At 62.0% G+C, this 19836-nt stretch carries 9 protein-coding genes and 10 pseudogenes; 5 read left to right on the top strand and 14 right to left on the bottom strand.

The features are described 5' to 3' along the window. The first annotated feature begins 1 nt into the window (after nt 1). Nucleotides 2-743 (top strand): annotated as a pseudogene (locus ABIF91_RS44280) (IS6 family transposase). Between the two features lie 231 nt (nt 744-974). Here ABIF91_RS44280 and ABIF91_RS44275 read toward each other — a convergent pair. The 9 genes and pseudogenes from ABIF91_RS44275 to ABIF91_RS44235 form a co-directional block, all read right to left on the bottom strand. Continuing rightward, the gene (locus tag ABIF91_RS44275) at nt 975-1295 is read right to left on the bottom strand and encodes a helix-turn-helix domain-containing protein (RefSeq protein ID WP_028181696.1); all 321 of its coding nucleotides are present in this window, start codon (nt 1293-1295) and stop codon (nt 975-977) included. Continuing rightward, nucleotides 1292-1675 (bottom strand): type II toxin-antitoxin system RelE/ParE family toxin, encoded by a 384-nt coding sequence (locus ABIF91_RS44270; RefSeq protein ID WP_244430985.1) that lies wholly within the window; start codon nt 1673-1675, stop codon nt 1292-1294. The genes ABIF91_RS44275 and ABIF91_RS44270 overlap by 4 nt, the downstream gene beginning before the upstream one ends. A 242-nt stretch (nt 1676-1917) precedes the next feature. Further along, nucleotides 1918-2157 (bottom strand): annotated as a pseudogene (locus tag ABIF91_RS44265) (hypothetical protein); the annotation flags it as partial. 170 nt (nt 2158-2327) lie between these two features. Next, nucleotides 2328-3671, bottom strand: a complete 1344-nt coding sequence (locus ABIF91_RS44260; protein ID WP_284277757.1) for an IS1380-like element ISBdi2 family transposase — start codon at nt 3669-3671, stop codon at nt 2328-2330. 344 nt (nt 3672-4015) lie between these two features. After that, nucleotides 4016-4920, bottom strand: a pseudogene (locus tag ABIF91_RS44255) (IS3-like element ISRj2 family transposase); the annotation flags it as partial. Between the two features lie 87 nt (nt 4921-5007). After that, nucleotides 5008-5769 (bottom strand): IS21-like element ISFK1 family helper ATPase IstB, encoded by a 762-nt coding sequence (istB, locus tag ABIF91_RS44250; protein WP_011090937.1) that lies wholly within the window; start codon nt 5767-5769, stop codon nt 5008-5010. Between the two features lie 18 nt (nt 5770-5787). Then, complete coding sequence (gene istA, locus ABIF91_RS44245) at nt 5788-7329, bottom strand: IS21-like element ISFK1 family transposase (RefSeq protein WP_424578820.1); 1542 nt, start codon at nt 7327-7329, stop codon at nt 5788-5790. Between the two features lie 175 nt (nt 7330-7504). Continuing rightward, nucleotides 7505-7744, bottom strand: a pseudogene (locus tag ABIF91_RS44240) (transposase); the annotation flags it as partial. A 97-nt stretch (nt 7745-7841) separates the two neighbouring features. Next, nucleotides 7842-7988: pseudogene (locus ABIF91_RS44235) on the bottom strand (IS110 family transposase); the annotation flags it as partial. Between the two features lie 456 nt (nt 7989-8444). Here ABIF91_RS44235 and ABIF91_RS44230 point away from each other — a divergent pair. Beyond that, nucleotides 8445-11681: a Ulp1 family isopeptidase gene (locus ABIF91_RS44230; RefSeq protein ID WP_244430240.1), complete on the top strand. Its 3237-nt coding sequence runs from the start codon at nt 8445-8447 to the stop codon at nt 11679-11681. A 22-nt stretch (nt 11682-11703) separates the two neighbouring features. Here the strand turns inward: ABIF91_RS44230 and ABIF91_RS44225 are convergent. After that, nucleotides 11704-12147: pseudogene (locus tag ABIF91_RS44225) on the bottom strand (IS110 family transposase); the annotation flags it as partial. An 86-nt stretch (nt 12148-12233) separates the two neighbouring features. On the opposite strand from ABIF91_RS44225, the gene ABIF91_RS44220 reads away from it, so the two are divergent. Continuing rightward, a protein-coding gene (locus ABIF91_RS44220; RefSeq protein WP_166353404.1) for an IS3-like element ISRj2 family transposase occupies nt 12234-13363 on the top strand; the annotation gives its coding sequence in 2 pieces (ribosomal slippage) (nt 12234-12486 and nt 12486-13363; 1131 coding nt in all). A gap of 139 nt (nt 13364-13502) precedes the next feature. Here ABIF91_RS44220 and ABIF91_RS44215 read toward each other — a convergent pair. Further along, nucleotides 13503-13754, bottom strand: a pseudogene (locus ABIF91_RS44215) (IS110 family transposase); the annotation flags it as partial. Between the two features lie 228 nt (nt 13755-13982). On the opposite strand from ABIF91_RS44215, the pseudogene ABIF91_RS44210 reads away from it, so the two are divergent. Further along, a pseudogene (locus ABIF91_RS44210) lies at nt 13983-14135 on the top strand (IS3 family transposase); the annotation flags it as partial. 311 nt (nt 14136-14446) lie between these two features. Here ABIF91_RS44210 and htpG read toward each other — a convergent pair. Continuing rightward, nucleotides 14447-16302: pseudogene (gene htpG, locus ABIF91_RS44205) on the bottom strand (molecular chaperone HtpG). A 336-nt stretch (nt 16303-16638) separates the two neighbouring features. Between htpG and ABIF91_RS44200 the strand changes: the two are divergent. After that, nucleotides 16639-17229, top strand: a pseudogene (locus ABIF91_RS44200) (ACT domain-containing protein); the annotation flags it as partial. Between the two features lie 13 nt (nt 17230-17242). Here ABIF91_RS44200 and ABIF91_RS44195 read toward each other — a convergent pair. Together ABIF91_RS44195 and ABIF91_RS44190 are read right to left on the bottom strand one after the other, a co-directional pair. Further along, nucleotides 17243-19189 carry a glycosyltransferase gene (locus ABIF91_RS44195; protein ID WP_028182192.1) on the bottom strand — a complete coding sequence of 649 codons (1947 nt, stop codon included), beginning with the start codon at nt 19187-19189 and terminating at the stop codon, nt 17243-17245. After that, nucleotides 19186-19836: HlyD family efflux transporter periplasmic adaptor subunit (locus ABIF91_RS44190; RefSeq protein WP_424579891.1), on the bottom strand; the 651-nt coding region annotated here is incomplete at its 5' end. The genes ABIF91_RS44195 and ABIF91_RS44190, both read right to left, overlap by 4 nt.

The raw sequence follows: 19836 nt of genomic DNA, 5'->3' as shown, positions 1-19836 counted from the left end.
CATGCCCACCGCCCGGGACCCTCTTTATCGTCGCCATCGCTTCCCACCGGAAGTGATCAGCTATGCCGTTTGGTTGTATTTCGGGTTTCCCTTAAGCTTGCGCATGGTCGAGGAAATGCTGGCGGCGCGTGGCATTGGCGTGACCTATGAAACCGTGCGCCAGTGGGGACGGAGATTCGGCAAGGCGTTCTCCGATCGGATTCGCCAGCGCGCTCCCGCTCGCGGTGGCAAATGGCATCTGGGCGAGGTCGTTATCTCGATCACGGGCGAACAACATTGGCTCTGCCGCGCGGTCGACCAGAATGGCTCAGTTCTCGACGTCTTGATCCAGCGCCGAAGAGACTCGCGCGCTGCGCAGCGGCTCATGAAGAAGCTCTTGAAATCCGCCGGCACGCCGCCGCGCGTGATGATCACGGATAAGCTCCGTTCGTACGGCGCTGCGAGGGCGACGATGGGCTTTCACGTCGAACATCGCCAGCACAAAGCTCTCAACAATCGGGCCGAGAATTCTCATCAACCGACGCGGCGCCGCGAGCGGATCATGAAGCGTTTCAAATCGTCCCATCAGGCTCAACGGTTTCTGTCAGTTCACGATCAGGTCGCGAACCTTTTCCACATCCCCTATCCCGGAGCCGTCACCGCCGACTTTCCGTCGTGCTTCGCGCGAGCGAGCCTTTGCGACTTGGCGAGAGATCTCCACGACAAGCGCTTCGCCGAATCCCTTCGGCTCAGAGGTTGATTAAGTTGACGATGCCGAAGGCGGAGGGTTTCCCCCGTCACAGTCTGTTCGGAAGTGAGCTGTCCGATCCCCAGCTCCTTAGTCATTATCCTGGTCATCGTCATGTCCCGGCAAGGGATCCGGAAACTCCCCGGGCCAGCACTTTGTCCTTGCTGACCTGATTGTTCCTTGGTCGAGGACGCGCCTGGCTTAAACAAGAAGATGTTCGGCTCATCATCCGATGCCAGCCATAAGGTCACGCCGGCACGAGAAGCCTCTGGCGCCTCGGTTTCACTTCGATCCTGACTTCGACATCCCGGTTGAGCTTCACAAGCATGGCGATGAGGCGATCGAGCGTGAAGCGATCGAGATTAGCCTTGCGTACACGCGAGAAATCGGCCGCCGCAAAACCGGTGAGATCATGCGCCTTCCGCACGCTGATCTCCTGCTTGTCCAGGACGCCAATGATCTTCGCCGCAAGAATGGCCTTGGCTTGATGAATATCCGCGTCGGGATAGCCAAAGTCACGGAAGACATTGCCGCTGCCGCGCACCAATTCAACGCCGTTCTTTTTCATCGCAAAGCCTCCTTCAGTCGTTTGATGCGTTCCTTGATCCGGTCCACGTCCATCTGCGGTGTCTTGATCCCGCTCTTGGATTTCTTCTGGAACGCATCTACCACCCATAAGTCATCGCCGATCTGGACCGCGTAGATCGCCCTGAAAGCGTCGCCACGGTGCTTTAAGGCAATCTCGAACACGCCCGAGCCCACGCCCTTGAATGGCTTGGCGATGTCGGCCTTTCCGCCACGCGCAGCAACCGTCAAGGCTGTCAGCATGTCGAGCTGGACCTCGCGCGGGAATTCCTCAAAGTCTTTCCTCGCGGCTTTTAGCCACGAGATCGTGCGTACCAGTTCCGGCATATGGGGAATGTTGTCATATTTGACAACGTAAGTCAAGGAATCCTGATCCCTTTTACTGCTGAGCGTGTCCCTGCCAAAGGTTTTCCGCCGAGTACAATTCTCCGCTCGTCATTGACGCAGTCATTCCAAAGATATTGCCGTCCTGAAGTTCGCCTTTTCTTTCCGATGATCCGCTTTGGGCAAAGTTCGCCGAGATCTGGCGAGGTGGACCGTCGCACGCGCCTTCATGGCGAACTGCCGGAGATCGGCACGCCCGGTGGTGACCGCTCGTTACGCGGTCACTGCAATTGTTCAAGAGTTCGTCTCGGGGCGATCAAGCCACGTCGCTGTCTTCGTCGGTCCGCCTCGAGTTGGTCGGCCTCGTCCGACGCCAGCACAGGAAACTCTCCCGCCAGCATTTTGTCCTTGCTGAGCAGGCCGGCCTCCTCGAGCATCTCCATGTCCGGAAGATCGCGCAGCGTCTGCAGGCCGAAGTGCGACAGGAACGCTTTTGTCGTCACGTAGGTGTAGGGGGCCCCTAGCCCGTCCTATTCGTGAGAGTGCGGCTTTTTGGCCCGATTGATGCGGCCGCACATCTTGTCTGACGAGGCGCACAGGATTGCCTTCGGCTTTTCACCGCCTGACCACCTGTACTTTGCAACGCGCTTGAGGGATAGGTTGGGCGAACGGGGGGCGGACGCCCCGCCGGTCAAGGACTGAGCGGCAGCAGCGCGCCGGGCAAGCCGCGGATCAGGTCGGCTTCGGGACATGCCGCGGCGAACGCAAGGCGAATGCGGCTCGTGGTCTCGACCACACGGGCAGCGAGTTTCAAGAGCCGAAGACGCAGCCTCGCGAACTCGGCAGTGGCCAATTCCCGGGCTTTGGGAATGGCGTCGCGCACGGTCAGCATCAGCCAATAAGCGGCCGTATGGAGCACGAGACGGACCTGGTTGGCGAGCGCCGAACGGCAGCTGGTGCGGTCGGAGGCGAGCTGTGTCTTATGCAGCTTGATCAGATTCTCGGCTTGGCCGCGCGCGCAATACAGGCTGTCGTAGATCCACTCGGCCGAGCCGACATCGAGGCTGGTGACGACGAAACGGATGTCGAGGCCGAGCATCGTCGCCTCAATACGGGCGACAGTGCGCCGTTCGCGATCCCAGGACTTTGCCTTGTGGCGGGTCTCGGTATAGCCACGCAGAACCGGCAGGTTCTCGATGGCGCGTCGGGTGCGGATGTCGTCGGCGACCTCGTCGACTTTTCTGGCGAGAGGCTTGGTGCCGGACAGACCGAAGATGTAGTCGATGCCGTTGGTCTCGCACCACGCCATGGCCTCCGGCCGGGCATAGTGCCCGTCGCCACGGAACGTAATTTGCGTGTTGTGCCATCGCGTGCGGATATGCCGTACCAGGCGGCGCAGATGGGCACGCACCTCGACGCCGCCCGGCGTCTTGCCGGGCCGCAGCACGACCGCCACGGGCCGGCTCTTCTCCGTGTCGTAGACGTGGATCGGCAGAAAGCAGCGTTCATCATAATGAGCGTTGAACAGCGAGAGCTGCTGACGGCCGTGGACGACGTCGCAGGTATCATCGATGTCGAGCGTGACGGATGCCGGCTCGTGGGGGTAGCTATCCATCCATGCGTCGACCAAAATGTAGGTCAGTCGGATCACGTCGCGCAGGCGCGGAGCATTCTCCAGCCGCGACAGCGTCGGCTGGGAACACAAATCCCGGCCCGTGTCCGGTAGGCGACCGCAGGCCAGCTTGAATGCCGGATCGGACCGCAGATGATCGAGGTCGTCGGCGTCCTCGTAGCCGCAGCAGATCGCGAACATGCGCGCGCGGAACATATCGACCAGGCTGTGCACGACCCGCGTCGGATCGCGCCGATCCGGGAACGCCCGGGCCAGATTGTCGGCCAAACCGAGACGCCGCTCGGCCATCGCCAGAAGCATCACGCCCCCGTTCGAGGTCAGGCGCCCACCATCGAAGGCAGCTGTGACTTTCTTGGCGTGAACGGCTGGAAACGAGAAGGGCGGAATCGTATCATCGGTCATGGCGGGCGTGGCGTTCGCGGTTGAAGGTGATGGGGTGGCTTCGCAACCGAATCCTACGCCGCATCAGCGCTTTACACCACGCTCGCCAGCCCTCAGGCGCACTCTTACGAATAAGACGGGTTAAGTTGAAGAAAGATTGAGTGACTCCCGATCATTTCTGTGCCGAAACGCGGAGTCGCGGTCGTGCCGCGTCCAAAGAGAGCTGGCCCCGGTTGTTTGGACAGCGCCCTGCTGGATTTAAGTGGATTCCTGCCGGGTTATGCTGAACGAGGGGCTTTACGGTTTTGTCGTTGCGTCGGGAGGGCGTAGCCCGACCAGAGCGACGACAAAACCGTCGGCGACGGTCATGCGGCCATCACCATAGCTTGCGTGCCGAAGTAAGCCTCGTCGGGCGTGCGCCCGTCAAGGCTCGAGTGAGGGCGTCCCTGATTGTAGAAGGCCAGATACTTGGCAATTGACGCTCGCGCCTCGGACACGCTGTCGTAGGCGCGGAGATAAACTTCTTCGTATTTGACCGTGCGCCAGAGCCGCTCGACAAACACGTTGTCGCGCCAGGCGCCCTTGCCGTCCATGCTGATGGCGATCTTCGCGTCCAGCAGCACATCGGTGAACTCGAGGCTGGTGAACTGGCTGCCCTGATCCGTGTTGAAAATCTCGGGCCTGCCGTGCTTCGCCAACGCCTCCTGGACCGCTTCGACGCAGAAGGCCGCCTCCATTGTGATCGAGACGCGATGGGCCAGGACCCGTCGGCTGAACACATCGACGACCGCCGCGAGATAGACGAAGCCACGCCGCATCGGAATGTAGGTGATGTCCATTGCCCACGCATGGTCGGGCCGCTCGATCTTCAATCCGCGCAACAGGTACGGGTAGATCTTGTGACCCGGAGCCGGCTTGCTCGTGTTCGGGCGACGATAGACCGCCTCGATCCCCATGCGCTTCATCAGCGTCGCGATGTGGCGGCGACCGGCGTATACGCCCTCCCGCCGCAGCAACGATCGCAGCATACGCGCTCCCGCGAAGGGATAATCGAGATGCAGCTCATCGAGCCGACGCATCAAGGCAAGGTCCTCGGCCGAAACTGGCCGAGGTTCATAGTAGACCGTGCTGCGAGCCAGCTTCAGGACCTTCGCCTGGCGCACGATAGAAAGATCATGATCGCGGTCGATCATCGCTTTGCGCTCAGCAGGCCCGCCTTGGTGAGCGCGCCGGACAAAAAATCGTTTTCCAACGCCAGCTTGCGGATTTCACGGATCGTGAGCATCGATTTCGCGCGATCGTGAGCACTGAATTCAGACGATCGTGAGCAGCCCGCTACGGCCGATGGGAGATAGAGTCAGTGTTCTGGTTGGCCGTCAAGGGTGATGGTTTTGGCGCTGCGTTTTCGCATGCTTTCTCCGGTGAGCTGGAGGCGGTGGGCGTTGTGGACGAGGCGATCGAGAATGGCGTCGGCGACCGTGGGGTCCCCAATGGCTCCATGCCAGGTGTCCACGGGGAGCTGACTTGTGACGATGGTGGATGCGCGGCCATGGCGGTCCTCGAGGATTTCGAGCAGATCGCGGCGTTCCGCGGCGGTGAGCACCGATAGTCCCCAATCATCCAAAATCAGAAGCTGAGCGCGGCCGAGGCTTTTGAGGAGCCGGGCGTAGCGTCCGTCTCCGCGCGCGAGCGCGAGCGCCTCGAACAGCCTTGGAACGCGATGATAGAGGACTGATCGGTTGTCGCGGCAGGCCTTGTGGCCGAGCGCGCAGGCTAACCAACTTTTGCCCAGGCCGGTTGCCCCGGTGACGAGCAAATTCTCGTGGCGATCGATCCAGCGACCTTCGACGAGTTTGGCGAAAACGGCGCGGTCGATGCCCCGCGGGGTGCGCAGATCGACGTCCTCGACGCAAGCAGTCTGGCGCAGTGCGGCGATCTTGAGGCGCGTGGTGAGCCGCCTGGTGTCGCGTTCGGCGGCTTCGCGGTCGACCAACAGGCCGATGCGATCTTCGAACGGCAGGGCTTCGAGATCGGGCGATCGGCGCTGCTCCTCGAAGGCCTTGGCCATTCCGGTCAGGCCAAGCTCGATCAGCCGTTCGTGGGTTGGGTGGTTAAGCATGCCGGGTCTCTCCTTGCTTCAGTGGAAGTAGTCGCGTCCGCGGATGTTGCCGTGGCGCAGGGGCTGGTGCTCGAAAGATTCGTCGAAGAACGTGCGATCGAGGCCGTTCTGGAGGATCGATCTAATCGAGGCGACGGAGCGCGCCTTGATGAGGATGCCCCTCTGGCAGGCTGCGTCGAGGCGTTCGGCGCCGTAGCTTTTGACGAGCGCCAGAATGCCAAGGCAGGTTCGAAAGCCTTGTTCTGGATGGGGGCGGGCGTCGATCACGGCCTGGAAAAACGCTGCTGTCGAAGGACCGATCCGCTCGCCGGCGGCGATCACCGCGGCGGGGGTCCATTTGCCGTAGCGGCGATGGGCGCTGGGCATGTGGTCGGCGATGGTGGTGTGTCCGCGTCGGTTGGGCGCGCGGGCATGGCTGGCGATCCGCTGGCCCTTGTGGAAGATCTCGACCGTCCGATCGTCGATACGGGCATCGACCAGCTCGCCAATCAGACGATACGGCGCGGAGTACCAATGGCCGTCGACCTCGACATGATAATCGGGAGCGAGGCGGCAGCGCTTCCAGCGTGCGAAGGCATAAGGCTGATCTGGCAGCGGGGTTAGCTTGGGTTTGTCGAGTTCGGCAAACAGTTCGGCGCGGCTTGAGCCGAAGCCACGCATTTGACGAGCATTGAGTTCGTCGACGAGTGTCTTGATGGCGGCGTTGAGCTCGGCCCGGGAAAAGAAGCGCTGATTGCGCAGCCGGGCCAGAATCCAGCGCTGGGCGATTTGCACCGCGACCTCGACCTTCGCCTTGTCTTTTGGGCGCCGCGGCCGTGCGGCGAGAATGGCCGTGCCGTAATGGCTCGCCATCTCGGCATAAGTGCGATTGAGGCCGGGATCGTAGCGGTCGGGGTTGCTGACGGCGGCTTTGAGGTTGTCGCAGACCACGAACGTCGGCGTTCCGCTCAAAAACGTGAACAAGTTGACGTGGGCCCGGATCCAGTCGGCCAAGCTCTCGCTGGGGCAGGCCTCGGCGTAGGTGTAGTTCGAAGCGCCCATCGCCGCGACGAACAGCTTCATCGGCTGCACTTCCCCGGTCAGGGGATCGACGATGTCGATGGTGTCGCCGGCGAAATCCACGAACACCTTCTCGCCGCCCAGATGAATCTGCCGCATCGAAGGTCGGACCCGCCCCTTCCAGGCCTCGTAGGTAGTGCAGAACCACGTGTACCCGAAACCGTCGGGATTAACGGCGCGATACTCCTCCCAGAGCAGGCGACGGGTTACGTTGCGCCGGCGGAGCTCTTTATCGATGTAGCTCCAGTCGGGCACCGGCCGCTGCGGGCTCTGAGACGCTGGTCGTGGGGCCGGGAAAAGCAAAAGCTCCAGGTCTTCATCGGTCATTCCCTCCGGAAGCGGCCAGCTCAACCCAGCAGAGCGGGCGCGGCTCAGGTAGCTGTGCACAACGCCGTTGCTGACGCCCACGCTCCGCGCGATGGCCCGCTCTGGCAGGCCTTGAAAATGTTTTAACCGAAGGACTTCCTTGATCCGGCGCATCGACAATCTCTGGGTAGGCATTGGACTTCCTCGTTAACCACGAGGTCATCCCTAAGCCGGTTGAGTTGTCGGCCGAAGCGCTGCAAGGCTCCGAAAGCCTTGCTCACGATCCCGCGAAATCGTTGCTCACGATCGTCTGAAATCTCTGCTCACGATCCCCTGAAATCCGCGCTCACGATCCCGCGAAACGCGCAGCCAGCTCGCCGATCTTGGCATGTAACGCCTTCAAATCGACCGGCGTCTCGGCCGATGTCTTGTCATGCCCAAACACGCCGGCGGCGCCTTCCAGGAGCTGGTTTTTCCAGATCGTGATCTGGTTCGGATGAACATCAAACAGTTGCGCCAGCTCCGCCAGTGTCTTGTCGCCTTTGACCGCAGCCAAAGCAACCTTCGCCTTGAATGCCGGAGAATGCGTCCGGCGGCTCTTCTTCGTCATCTTCGCTCCTGATTCGCAGCAAGAATCCTCGCCGCTGTCAGGCAGAAAATCCACTCAAGCTACTGTCCGAATTTGCGGGGCCAGCTCTATACCGACGAAGGCAGGGCTCGATGCTGCTAAAGAATTCCAGCACCTGTGATCGCCGCAAGGCGCGCCGGGCAGCGACGTGCCCGCCTTCGGTGATGGCGTGGACTTGAAAGACCGACTTGGCCAGATCTAGTCCGATTGTGATAATCTTCTCCATGGGAACGGTTCCTTCTCTCGTGTGGCGATTGGCGTCACCACAGTAGACCTCCTCAAGGCCGGTTCGAAGGGCCGTTCCACACCATCAGTTTTGGTGCAGCTACGTTTATTCTGCGCCGATTAGTCCGGCTTGAAGCAGATCGATTTTGCCACGGCCGTACATTTGGCGTCTGTGAGCTGCACACCTGAAGGTCAGCCTGGCGAATGCGCCTTCGGCGCCCGCGACGAGTTTCATCTCGCCGCCATTGTGCAGAACCTCAACACAATGGTGCTGCGTCTACTCGGTCCGCCACCAAGAGGAGCCCCTGCGGTGTTCGCCGTCAGGGCCTGCGAGACAAACTGAGGGATTTTGCGGAGGGATATGGCGCGACAATCCTGATTGCCGCTGCCATGCGCCGTTCCGCCGCGTAACCGAGTAAGATACCTGCTTAGATGATTCTGTAGATGCGAGGCTAGCGTGGACCGACACAATTATGACCCAACCAACGTAACAGCTTCGTCGCAGGTGCAGCACGACCTGTTGCAGGAGCAGCAGGCGGGCCAAGCCGGGCAAGAGGCCTTTGAGCAGCAATTGCACGAGGCGCGCCAGGCCGATACCGCGATGCCGGACCGGGGGAACACTCCCAATGTGTCTAGCGACGGCCAGCAGTCCCCGGACGAACCGATAGGTGCACTCGCCGGGAGCAACCTTCTGCCAAGCGAGAAGGTTCTCATCAAAGATGGGCATGACACAGCTGAGTTGAGACCAACGAACAGGCCGAGGACCCCAGACTATCCGCAAGCCGTTGCCATTGAGCGGCAGCTGAGCGAGGTCGCCAATTCAGTTGGAGGTGGTGGAGCAATGCCTGGCGCCTCGGCCCCGCAGCCGGCTCAGTTAACTCTGGTTTCAATAGCGGGCACAAAAAGGAAACAGCCTCTTTATTCCAAGGATGCTCTCGTTGTTTTGGGGTTTAGGGAGGCCCTCATCGAGGGCAAGCTCGCCGAATCCTTCGTCCAGAGGATTGTAGGTCCTCTTCTTAGCTTTGGCCGCTGGCTCTGCGTAAATAACAAGACGGGCATTGTTGCTCGGCTAGACAACAATTCGCTGACCGATGGCGGTGATGTGTTCCAGCACAACGGAAACAGTGATCTCATATTGGCACTAGACCATCTCCGGACCTGGCGGTCGACGGGGCGCGTTCCCCGTCCAGCTCCCGTGCGCAAGCGCCAAAAAGCATCCACCGTCTATCCCCATGTGTCTGGGTGCGACCGGGAGCTTATCAGGGAGGTGGCTCAGGGCGTTATTGCAAGTCGGAAGCTGAAAGACGCGGTGGCTAACGGTTATACGCGCAATCTTAACAGGTTGGCGAATGATCTCGGGGAGCGCGGTCTATCGCTTGACGGGAGTAGCGACGCTTTCTTGCTCGCCCATGCTAAAGAAATCTTCAAGGGTGATAAACTTATGCGGGCCGCGGTGGGGGCGCTTAGAGAACATCGTGCCCCCAACGCTCCGGGCGCTTCATCTATTGGTGGGCGCCCACCGCTTCCTCCTGCCGATGGTGACGAAGGGCTCATTAAGGGCGCCATAAGCCACGCCCTTGAGAGCAACAAGTTGAGTTCGACTACCGCCCAGAGTTACGATTGGGCGCTTCGCAAATTCTCCCGAGAGCTAGGGCTTGACGGCGATTCGCTTTCTGCACTCGATCACGTAGCCCTACGTGTCAACGCGGACAGATTGTTTCGCAACGTCGGGTGGAAAATGGTCTTGGACGGCGGGCTGAAAGCGCTTCGTGAGTATCGTCAGGCGAAGGCTTCAGGCCCCTCGGTGGAGGGGGCTTCGGGCGCAGGCGGCTCTCAGCAGGGCGCAGGTGAGGCTACCCAGTCGCCGATGGTAGACGTCGATCCCGAGGAGCTTCGGCAGCTGTTGGATGATGAGGCCGACGAGCCGCCGATCATGGCTGACGATCCAGAGCTTCTGCCACCGGAACAAGAGCTTCCGGAGGAGATTCAGGGACCGCGGGATCATCAATCCGGCCCCTTGTCGGCTCTCGAGCCAAGCGTGCGCGACGACCATGCGCCGGAGCCCGCAGAGTCCTTTCCTGACTTGAGCGGACACCGCGACCTCCAACAGGCCGCGCACGAGCTGATGGGGGCGCTTGAGTGGAGCAACTTCCTGCCAAGCGAGGAGGTTCTCATTAACGATGAGCATGGCACAGCGGAACTGAGACCAGCGAAGAGGCCCAGGACTCTAGATAATCCGCAAGAGGTCGCAATTCAGGGGATGCTGATCGGAAACGGCAATTCAGGCGGCCGCGTGCTGATGCAGGCCCCCATCCACCAGGTGGGCGCACGGCCATGGGACGCCGCCGCGCAGCACAGTGCTCCGCAGGAAGCTGTCAGTTCGCCAGTGGTCATTCCAGCGGAAAATTACGATCAGGATCTGCTTTGGGGGGGCGCGGACGAGGCCGCCTCACCGCCGTCTCGCGAGACAAGCGCGAGCCATCCCCAGGCACCGGATTCCAGAGAGGCCGTCCATCCCCTTAACTGGCCGCACAATCACCAAGGCGCCTTGGACGAGATGACCGGGCGCAATCTCCTGCCGAGCCGGCAGGAGGGCCGGATTGAGGCAATGGTTCATCCGAATCCGTTCGAGTTGCGTGACGACCTCGTCCCGACGCCTGACTTTCGGCCGCTGTTTGCCGGGACAGTACCGGGTCATCACCAGGGCGATCGACAGCCCGGTTCGCCGCAGGGGCTTTCTCCGGTGCCAGCCTCCTCGGACGATGAAGCTTTGGCGTGCGAGGAGTTGTCGCGGCGGCAGATGCAAGAACCGGCCTCACCATCAACCGGCAGGGCTCCGTCAGACATCTACGGCGGTCTTGAATCATTGGTTGATCTGACTACGTTCACGCCGTCCGACTTGCGCGACGATGCTCACTTTGCGCCAGCGCCCTCTGCCAGGGCTCGCTCAGACAACTATGGTGCTCTTGATCCATTCATTGATCTGACTGCGCCCACACTGTCCCCATTGCGCGACGATGCTGTTTCTGTGCCGGTGTTTCCGAGCACATCCGCCGATGCTCAGATCGTGGCGTTGAATCCGACAGCCTCGTCCCGCGGGCTGGTGCTCGACGACGAGCAATGGCTGGGCGACGAGCATATCCTCAGGGATTACCAGCTTCTGGAGCAGGATTTGCTGAGGCACCCTCTGGATATCCCCACCCTGGATATCGCCGCCCGGACGCGGTTGGTGGATCCTACTGTGGCCCATAATCTGCTGCGCTCTCCCAACGATACCGTCGTGGAACTCGCATTGCAGCGCATCGTCTATGATGACAACGGTAATGATACAGCCGACTTCCTGTTCCTGCCAGTGAACGACGCCGATCCTACAGATCCTCGTTGCCAAGGGAATCATTGGTCGCTGCTGTTCGTTGATCGTCGCGACCGGAACTCGCCGATTGCCTATCACTACGATTCCTTCTGGGGATTCAACGAGACGTCTGCAGACCATCTGGCAGGAAGGCTGGGCCTCCCCGGCGACTCGGTGCAAGCCGGCATGGCCCAGCAGCAGAACGGCTGGGATTGCGGCGTCTTTGTCGTGGACGGCACGCGAGCGCTGGTTAGGGGGTTGGTGGCAGGCCAGCGAGGCCTGCAGAACCTTAGCAACCTCAGCGTCAGTCGGCCGGCACTGCAAACCCGACTGAGGGGCTGATAAGGGGTCAACTGCTCCTAACAAACAGATGCTCGGCGCGGTAGCTCCCGGTGAGCGCCTTCGCGATCGTCTCGGCACTGGAGTGGCAACTGTAGTGGCGCAAGCACGCCAGCGCCTCGGGATCGCGCTCGCCGGCAAGGATCGCGCGTATGATACGCAGGCCGGTCGCGCCGGTGATGTCGGCGACGACGTGGTGGAGCTGAAGATTCATCTCCGTCAAGGCCTTCTGCATATGCTGGATGTGTGAGGCCGCGTACTCCAGCAGACGCTCGCGCTGACGCACGTAGGCTCGCAGCTCGGCAATCTGCCCTTTGGGCCGAAAGCTGGCCCGCAGCAACCCGAATGAATGGAGCCGCTGCAGCCATTGCGCATCGCTGACATCGGTCTTGCGCCCCGGCACGTGCTTGGCATCGCGCGCGTTGACAAGAAACACGTTAAATCCCCGGGCATCGAGAAGCTCGAAGAGAGCTGGCCCCGCAAATTCGGACAGTAGCTTGAGTGGATTTTCTGCCTGACAGCGGCGAGGATTCTTGCTGCGAATCAGGAGCGAAGATGACGAAGAAGAGCCGCCGGACGCATTCTCCGGCATTCAAGGCGAAGGTTGCTTTGGCTGCGGTCAAAGGCGACAAGACACTGGCGGAGCTGGCGCAACTGTTTGATGTTCATCCGAACCAGATCACGATCTGGAAAAACCAGCTCCTGGAAGGCGCCGCCGGCGTGTTTGGGCATGACAAGACATCGGCCGAGACGCCGGTCGATTTGAAGGCGTTACATGCCAAGATCGGCGAGCTGGCGTTGGAAAACGATTTTTTGTCCGGCGCGCTCACCAAGGCGGGCCTGCTGAGCGCAAAGCGATGATCGACCGCGATCATGATCTTTCTATCGTGCGCCAGGCGAAGGTCCTGAAGCTGGCTCGCAGCACGGTCTACTATGAACCTCGGCCAGTTTCGGCCGAGGACCTTGCCTTGATGCGTCGGCTCGATGAGCTGCATCTCGATTATCCCTTCGCGGGAGCGCGTATGCTGCGATCGTTGCTGCGGCGGGAGGGCGTATACGCCGGTCGCCGCCACATCGCGACGCTGATGAAGCGCATGGGGATCGAGGCGGTCTATCGTCGCCCGAACACGAGCAAGCCGGCTCCGGGTCACAAGATCTACCCGTACCTGTTGCGCGGATTGAAGATCGAGCGGCCCGACCATGCGTGGGCAATGGACATCACCTACATTCCGATGCGGCGTGGCTTCGTCTATCTCGCGGCGGTCGTCGATGTGTTCAGCCGACGGGTCCTGGCCCATCGCGTCTCGATCACAATGGAGGCGGCCTTCTGCGTCGAAGCGGTCCGGGAGGCGTTGGCGAAGCACGGCAGGCCCGAGATTTTCAACACGGATCAGGGCAGCCAGTTCACCAGCCTCGAGTTCACCGATGTGCTGCTGGACGCGAAGATCGCCATCAGCATGGACGGCAAGGGCGCCTGGCGCGACAACGTGTTTGTCGAGCGGCTCTGGCGCACGGTCAAATACGAAGAAGTTTATCTCCGCGCCTACGACAGCGTGTCCGAGGCGCTAGCGTCAATTGCCAAGTATCTGGCCTTCTACAATCAGGGACGCCCTCACTCGAGCCTTGACGGGCGCACGCCCGACGAGGCTTACTTCGGCACGCAAGCTATGGTGATGGCCGCATGACCGTCGCCGACGGTTTTGTCGTCGCTCTGGTCGGGCTACGCCCTCCCGACGCAACGACAAAACCGTAAAGCCCCGCGTTCAGCATAACCCGGCAGGAATCCACTTAAATCCAGCGGGGCGCTGTCCAAACAACCGGGGCCAGCTCTAAGATCGGAATCCAGTAGACGCTGGTCGATTCCATGACGACAGTCTCGACGCCGCATTCAGTAAACCAGTCGACTAGCCGATGCAGATCAGCCGTGAAGGTACCGAAGCTGCGGACTGGCTCCGGTGCGCGATCTGCCCTCACGGCTGCCATGTGCATAGTCGCTCCGACGTCGATGGCAGCCGCGTCCGGGTGCACCATCTGCATCTTACCTCCGTTCTTCGACTTCGATCTTTTGGGGTTCATCTCTAATCCTCCTGCTGACGGCGGCGGAAGGGCTGGGCTGCGCTATTCGTCAGATTCCTAAACGGGATCGCCGGATGGCGTCACCACTCTCAAGTGCGCGACAACCCATGGACCAGGTTTTTTAACGGGGTCGCGTGCCACCAAAATCGTATCGGCCGCTCCCTCCCGGTCGGCAATCTAGCGCCGGTCCGTTTCTATCCCACAGGGGGAGCGCAGCGCCGCGCATAGTTTTTTAGAAGGAGCGCTCACCAAGGCGGGATTGCTGAGCGCAAAGCGATGATCGACCGTGAGCACGAGCTGTCGATCACCAGGCAGGCGGAGGCTTTGAACATCAGCCGCGGCAGCGTGTACTACCTGCCGCGGCCGGTGCCGGACATCGACCCGAAACGGTCTTCGGCCATGCCGGACAGCGGCTCAACTTACTGCTATAAGCGTTGAGCTTCCTAAGATGCTGTCAAAACGGGCAACTTGCCTGAGCGCAGCCGAGACCTGCGGTCAATTGCCCAACGACGTTATCTGAATGCCGCACTGTCTGACATTTACCGTATTCCTCCGGCGGCGGCCGTCTTGTGAAGTTCGAGCGTCTTTCTGAGGATGTGACCTTATGTATGGTCCGGCCGTGTGTTGCGAGAAGATTCGTCGAATTGGCGGCGGCGGTCTTGCATCTATCCACCCGGAGGCACGTGTCTGGGCTACCTACCGAGCCCCTGCAGCACCAGCCGGTTCAGCCTTGCTGCAAAGGCCGTCGCGTGCTCCGGCAGTTCGCCGTCCAGGATCTGCGCCTGTTCGAGCAGAAGCAGGCTGAGGTCGTCGACGGCCTTGGAGCCGGCCTCTGCCCTGATAATCGCCGCCACCACCGGATGGCGCAGGTTGATCTCGAGGATCGGCTTGGTGCGCATGCCGCGGTTCTGCTGCGACAGAATGCGCTCCAGTTCGCGACTCGGGCCGTCAGTGCCTGCGACGAGGCAGGAGGCGGAGCTGGTGAGGCGCGTGGAAGCCTTGACGTCACTGACGCGCTCGCCGAGCGCGGCCTTGATCAAGGCGATGGTGGCCGCTTCATCGGCGGCCGGCTCGTCCTCCTTCGCCTCGTCCGTTTCGTCGACGCGCGGGATCAGGTCGAGATTGAGGTCGCCCTGGCTCAAGGACTTCAGCGGCTTGCCCTCGAACTCCGATGGCATCGAGGTCCAGAACGCGTCGACGGGATCGGACAGCAACAGCACCTCGATGCCGCGCGCGGTGGCGGCCTCCAGCCGCGGATTGGATTTCAGTCGCTCGATGCTGTCACCGACGAGATAATAGATCTCGGTCTGGTTCGGCTTGAAATCGGCGATAATCTGCTTGAGCGAGCGCTTCTCGCCTGACGTGGTAGTGAAGCGCGACAGCGCCAGCAGCTTTTCGCGACGCTCGAAATCCTCGTAGATGCCTTCTTTCAGCACCGCGCCAAAAGCATCCCAGATCTTGGCAAAATTCTCCGGGTCCTTCTCGGCGAGGCTTTCGAGCTCGGACACGACGCGGGTCGCCACGGCTTTGCGGATCTGCGCGAACTGCGGATTGTTCTGGAGCATCTCGCGGGAGATGTTGAGCGGGAGATCCTCGCTGTCGACGACGCCCCGGATGAAGCGGAGGTAACCCGGCAGCAGATCGGCATCATCGGTGATGAAGACGCGGCGGACGTAGAGTTTGACGCGGCCCTTGCGATTATCGTCGACGGTGCGAACAGCAGCACGGCGTAGGAGTGGCGGCCCTCGGCGCGGTAGTGCAGCGTGATCGCGGGATCGCCGAAGGCGGAAGCGATCTGCTGATAGGCCTTTTTGTAGTCGTCTGCCGTCAGCTCGGATTTCGAGCGCTGCCACAGCGCGCTTGCCGAATTGATCTGGCGCGGCTCGCCCTCACCGGGCACAAGCTCGATGGGAAACAGGATGCTGTCGGAATAGGCACCGACGATGCGCTCGATCTCGTAGGTCTCGAGATACTTCTTCGCGTCGTCCTTCAGGTGCAGGACGATCTCGGTGCCGCGCGCCACGCGCGCTGCGTCCTCGTCGCTGGCGCGGGCGATCTCGAATCCGGAGCCGCCGGAGGACGTCCAGGTCCAGACGTCACTCTCGCCGGCGCGGCGGCTGATCACGACGATCTTCTCGGCGACCATGAAGGCAGAATAGAAGCCAACACCGAACTGGCCGATCAGGCCGAGGCCGTCCTTGGCCTCCTTCAGCTTCGACACGAACGCCTTGGTGCCGGAGCGGGCGATGGTACCGAGATGGTCGACCAGCTCCTGCCGCTCCATGCCGATGCCGTTGTCGGCGATCGTCAGCGTATTCGCCGGCTTATTCGGAATGATACGGACCTTCAGCGCCTCGCCCTTGCCAAGTAATGAAGGGATCGCGATAGCCTCATAGCGGAGCCTGTCGCAGGCATCCGACGCGTTCGAAAGAAGCTCGCGCAGGAAGATGTCGGTCTCCGAATAGACGGAGTGCACCATCAGGTGCAACAGCTCGGACACCTCGGCTTGAAAGGGCTGCGTATGCACAGCCGTATCTGACGTCGTCATGCATTCACCGGATCACAATTGGGTAAGGGGAAACCCGGATATAGCGCAGAAATACGATGGATCAAGAGTCGTGATGGGACTGTTGACCTTTCCCGCCTGTGGCTGGAGGTCGGCCGAGGCCCACTGAAGGGCGCAAGCGGGAGGCTCCGCGCGGCCACAACGAGCCGTCGACCACAGAAGTTCCGACGTGGCCCTTGAGGAAATGTCCCTGAAAGTCCGTGGTCCCCGTTCCCGCGACCGAGTGCTTCGGAATAACCGTCGCCTGCGAAGCTATGAGGCGTGGCGACCATGAGGCCATCGCCACGAACGCACGATCCGCAATCGATACGCTGTCCTATCCGCGCCGTCACCGAGCTCACGATCCTGGCGACCGACCATCCCTGGCTGCTGTCGATCATCGCCGGCGCCTGCGCCTCGGCCGGCGCCAACATCGTCGACGCGCAGATCTACACCACGACCGACGGCCGCGCGCTCGACACCATCTCGATCTCGCGCGAATACGACCGTGACGATGACGAAGGCCGCCGCGCGACGCGGATCGGCGAGATGATCGAGCAGGTGCTGGAAGGCAAGCTCAGGCTGCCCGAGGCGGTGGCCAAGCGCGCGGTGCGCAGCAAGGCGCGGCCGTTCGTCGTCGAGCCCGAAGTGACCGTCAACAACCAGTGGTCCGACCGCTACACCGTGATCGAGGTCTCCGGCCTCGACCGCCCCGGCCTGCTCTACCAGCTGACGACCGCGATCTCGAAGCTCAACCTCAACATCGCCTCGGCGCACGTCGCGACCTTCGGCGAGCGCGCCCGCGACGTGTTCTATGTCACCGACCTGCTCGGCGCCCAGATCACCGCGCCGACCCGGCAGGCCGCGATCAAGAGCGCGCTACTGCATCTGTTGTCGAGCGAGGACCAGGCGGCGAAGCCGGCAGCATGACGCTCCGCCCGCTCTAGCCGAACAGTCGCATCAGCAACGCCTTGCCGACCGGCGCCGCGCGCACGCTGCGGAAGGCGCGGACATATTCACCGGCATAGAATGCGCGGACGACATTGATCCGCGTCGCAACCGCGTCCTCGAAACGGACGCCGAAGCCGTCGCGGGAGCGGCGGACAACGGTCGCGCTCACGCTCTGGCCGTAGACATTGCACTTGATCGAGGCGCCGATTGCGGGCGGGGCCGGATCGATGAAGCGCGCGCCCGAAATCGAGATGTCGGCCATCCGCACCAGCCGCGGTTCGGCGCCTTCGTGAACCAGGATCGGCTCGTCGCGCTCGAAACGCTCGGCCTTGCGGCGCCGCGGCTGCTCGATGCAGATGAAGCACACGATCGCGAGCACAACGCAATTGTACAGGCTCCAGGCCAGCGCCAGCCCGCCATAGGCGATGCTGTCGCCGCGCGGGTGCAGGATGAAGGCGTAGGCGATCCCCACCAGCGTGATCAGCAAGGCACCGCCATAGAGCCGCAGCAGCGGCCACTCGATGAAGCGGAGGTTGCGGTCGCCGCCCTTGGCGGTCACCTTGAATTTGTGGCCCTGCGGCTTGACGAGGCCGGTCACGACCGCCTTCAGGACCGCCGGCGCCGCGATGTATTGCGAGACGTCGGTCATGATCGCAAGCGAGCGGCCACGCGATATCCAGGCCATCGTGAAGGCGTACCAGACATAGAACGGCAGGAAGTACGTCAGCAGCTCGAACAGGTCAGCATGGACCGCCTTGATGCCGAACAGCAGAAAGAGCCAGGGCACAACCAGGCCGAAAACCTTGGTGCCGTAGACCGCCGCCCAGCTCATGAAGGCATCGACCAGCGACAGCCGGTCCATGAAGGCGAGCCTGGATTGCCGCGAGAACGGCCCGCTGCGGCCCCTGAAGATCTGCATGAAGCCGAGGCACCAGCGCCCGCGCTGGGTGATGTATTCTTTCAATCCCTCCGGCGCGAGGCCGATGGTCAGGCGCTCGTTCAGATAGACCGTGCGCAGACCCCTCTCCTTCAGCCGCAGCGTGACGAGATAGTCTTCCGTCACCGAATCGGTGGGGAAGCCGCCGATCTGCATCAGGCCGGAGAAACGGATCAGCGATGAGGTGCCGCAGCAGAACGCGGTGCCCCAGGCATCCTTGGCCGGCATCAGGATATCGAAGAAGAAGCGCTGCTCGTCGGGCCAGACGTCGGTCGCGGCGAGATTGGTCTGGATCGGATCCGGATTGATGAAGTGCTGCGGCGTCTGCACGACGCCGACGGTGCCGTCCTGCATCAGGCTGATCGCCCGGGTCAGGAAGTCCGGCATCGGGACAAAATCCGCATCGAGGATCGAGATGAACTCCGGCCGGTCCGGCAGAGCGGAGACGTGGTGGAGCCCATGATTGATGTTGCCGGCCTTGGCGTGCCGGTTGTCCGGACGGGTCAGGTAATTGCAGCCGAGCTCCTGGGCGAGCCGGCGCAACCAAAGCCGTCGCCCGTCGTCGAGCACCCAGACGCGATAGTTGGGATAGTTGAGTCCCGTCGCGCCGATGATGGTGCGCTCCAGGATCGCCTTCTCCTCATTGTAGGTGCAGATGAAGACGTCGACGAGCGGCGCATCCGTCGGGGCCCTGGATCGGCGAAGGATCGCGTTGACCTCGGGCGAGCGGTCGATGGTCCTGGAGAGGAACAGCAACGACAGGCACACCGCGATCATCGAAGCCGCCTCGGCCGCCACGAAGGGATAGCCGACCACCGCGTCGGCGGTGAGTCCCAGAGGCGGCAAGGTCTGGGTCACCCGCCAGACGAAGTAGTGCAGCAGCAGGACGAACGACATGCCGGTCATCATGATGCGGGCCAGCGTGTGCTCGCGCCGGAGCAGCGGCAGGATCGCAAGGCAGGCGCCGAAGGCAACCAGGCCGGGCGCGAATGCCGCCATCATGGCTTTGCCGCATCCGTGTTGAACACCACCCGTCCGGTGCGGCCGACCGCGCATTCCTTGCCCGTGCTGTTGAGCGCCGGCATCGAGACCGTCACCCGGTAGGGCTCCTTGTTCAGCGCATCCGGATTGATCGCAAGGTTCGCGGGCGCGCCCGATGCGCCGGTGAGATTGACGATCTCACCCTGGATCGTCGCGCTGCCGTCATTCGGCTCGAAGATCGCTTGCTCGCCGAGCCGGAGGCGGTTGTAGACTCCTTCGGTGACATTGGCGGTGACCACGGCGCCGCTGCAATCGAGCAGCTTGAGCAAGGGCTGACCGGCCCGGACATCCTCGCCGGGCGACGTCATCATCTCCCAGATGCGTCCGGCGACCGGCGCCTTAATGTCGGCTTCCGCCCGGTTGACGTAGTGGAACTGTTCGACTGCAATCTCGTGCGTGAGCCAGTCGATCTCGGCGTCGGCATGCGCCAGATCGGCGCGCAGATCGCTGGCGCGCTGGCGCATCTCCTCTTCGCGTTGCGCGGAGCTCGGCCGATCATTGTAGCTGTCGCCGAGATAAGTGCCGCTCCCGACAGCGGTGAGCTCAACCTTGGCGGCGTCGAGCCGGCGGCGGGCGCCGATCTCGGTCTGCTGGGCGATCGCCTGCTC

Origin of the sequence: Bradyrhizobium sp. USDA 241 (assembly GCF_049739505.1) — a bacterium.
GTDB classification, from domain to species: domain Bacteria; phylum Pseudomonadota; class Alphaproteobacteria; order Rhizobiales; family Xanthobacteraceae; genus Bradyrhizobium; species Bradyrhizobium liaoningense.
This window is presented reverse-complemented; position numbering and strand designations above follow the sequence as displayed.

Coding starts and splice junctions, on each gene's coding strand:
- ABIF91_RS44275 (WP_028181696.1), bottom strand. CDS start 1,295: ATGAAAAAGAACGGCGTTGAATTGGTGCGCGGCAGCGGCAATGTCTTC.
- ABIF91_RS44260 (WP_284277757.1), bottom strand. CDS start 3,671: ATGACCGATGATACGATTCCGCCCTTCTCGTTTCCAGCCGTTCACGCC.
- istB (WP_011090937.1), bottom strand. CDS start 5,769: ATGCTTAACCACCCAACCCACGAACGGCTGATCGAGCTTGGCCTGACC.
- istA (WP_424578820.1), bottom strand. CDS start 7,329: ATGCCTACCCAGAGATTGTCGATGCGCCGGATCAAGGAAGTCCTTCGG.
- ABIF91_RS44195 (WP_028182192.1), bottom strand. CDS start 19,189: ATGATGGCGGCATTCGCGCCCGGCCTGGTTGCCTTCGGCGCCTGCCTT.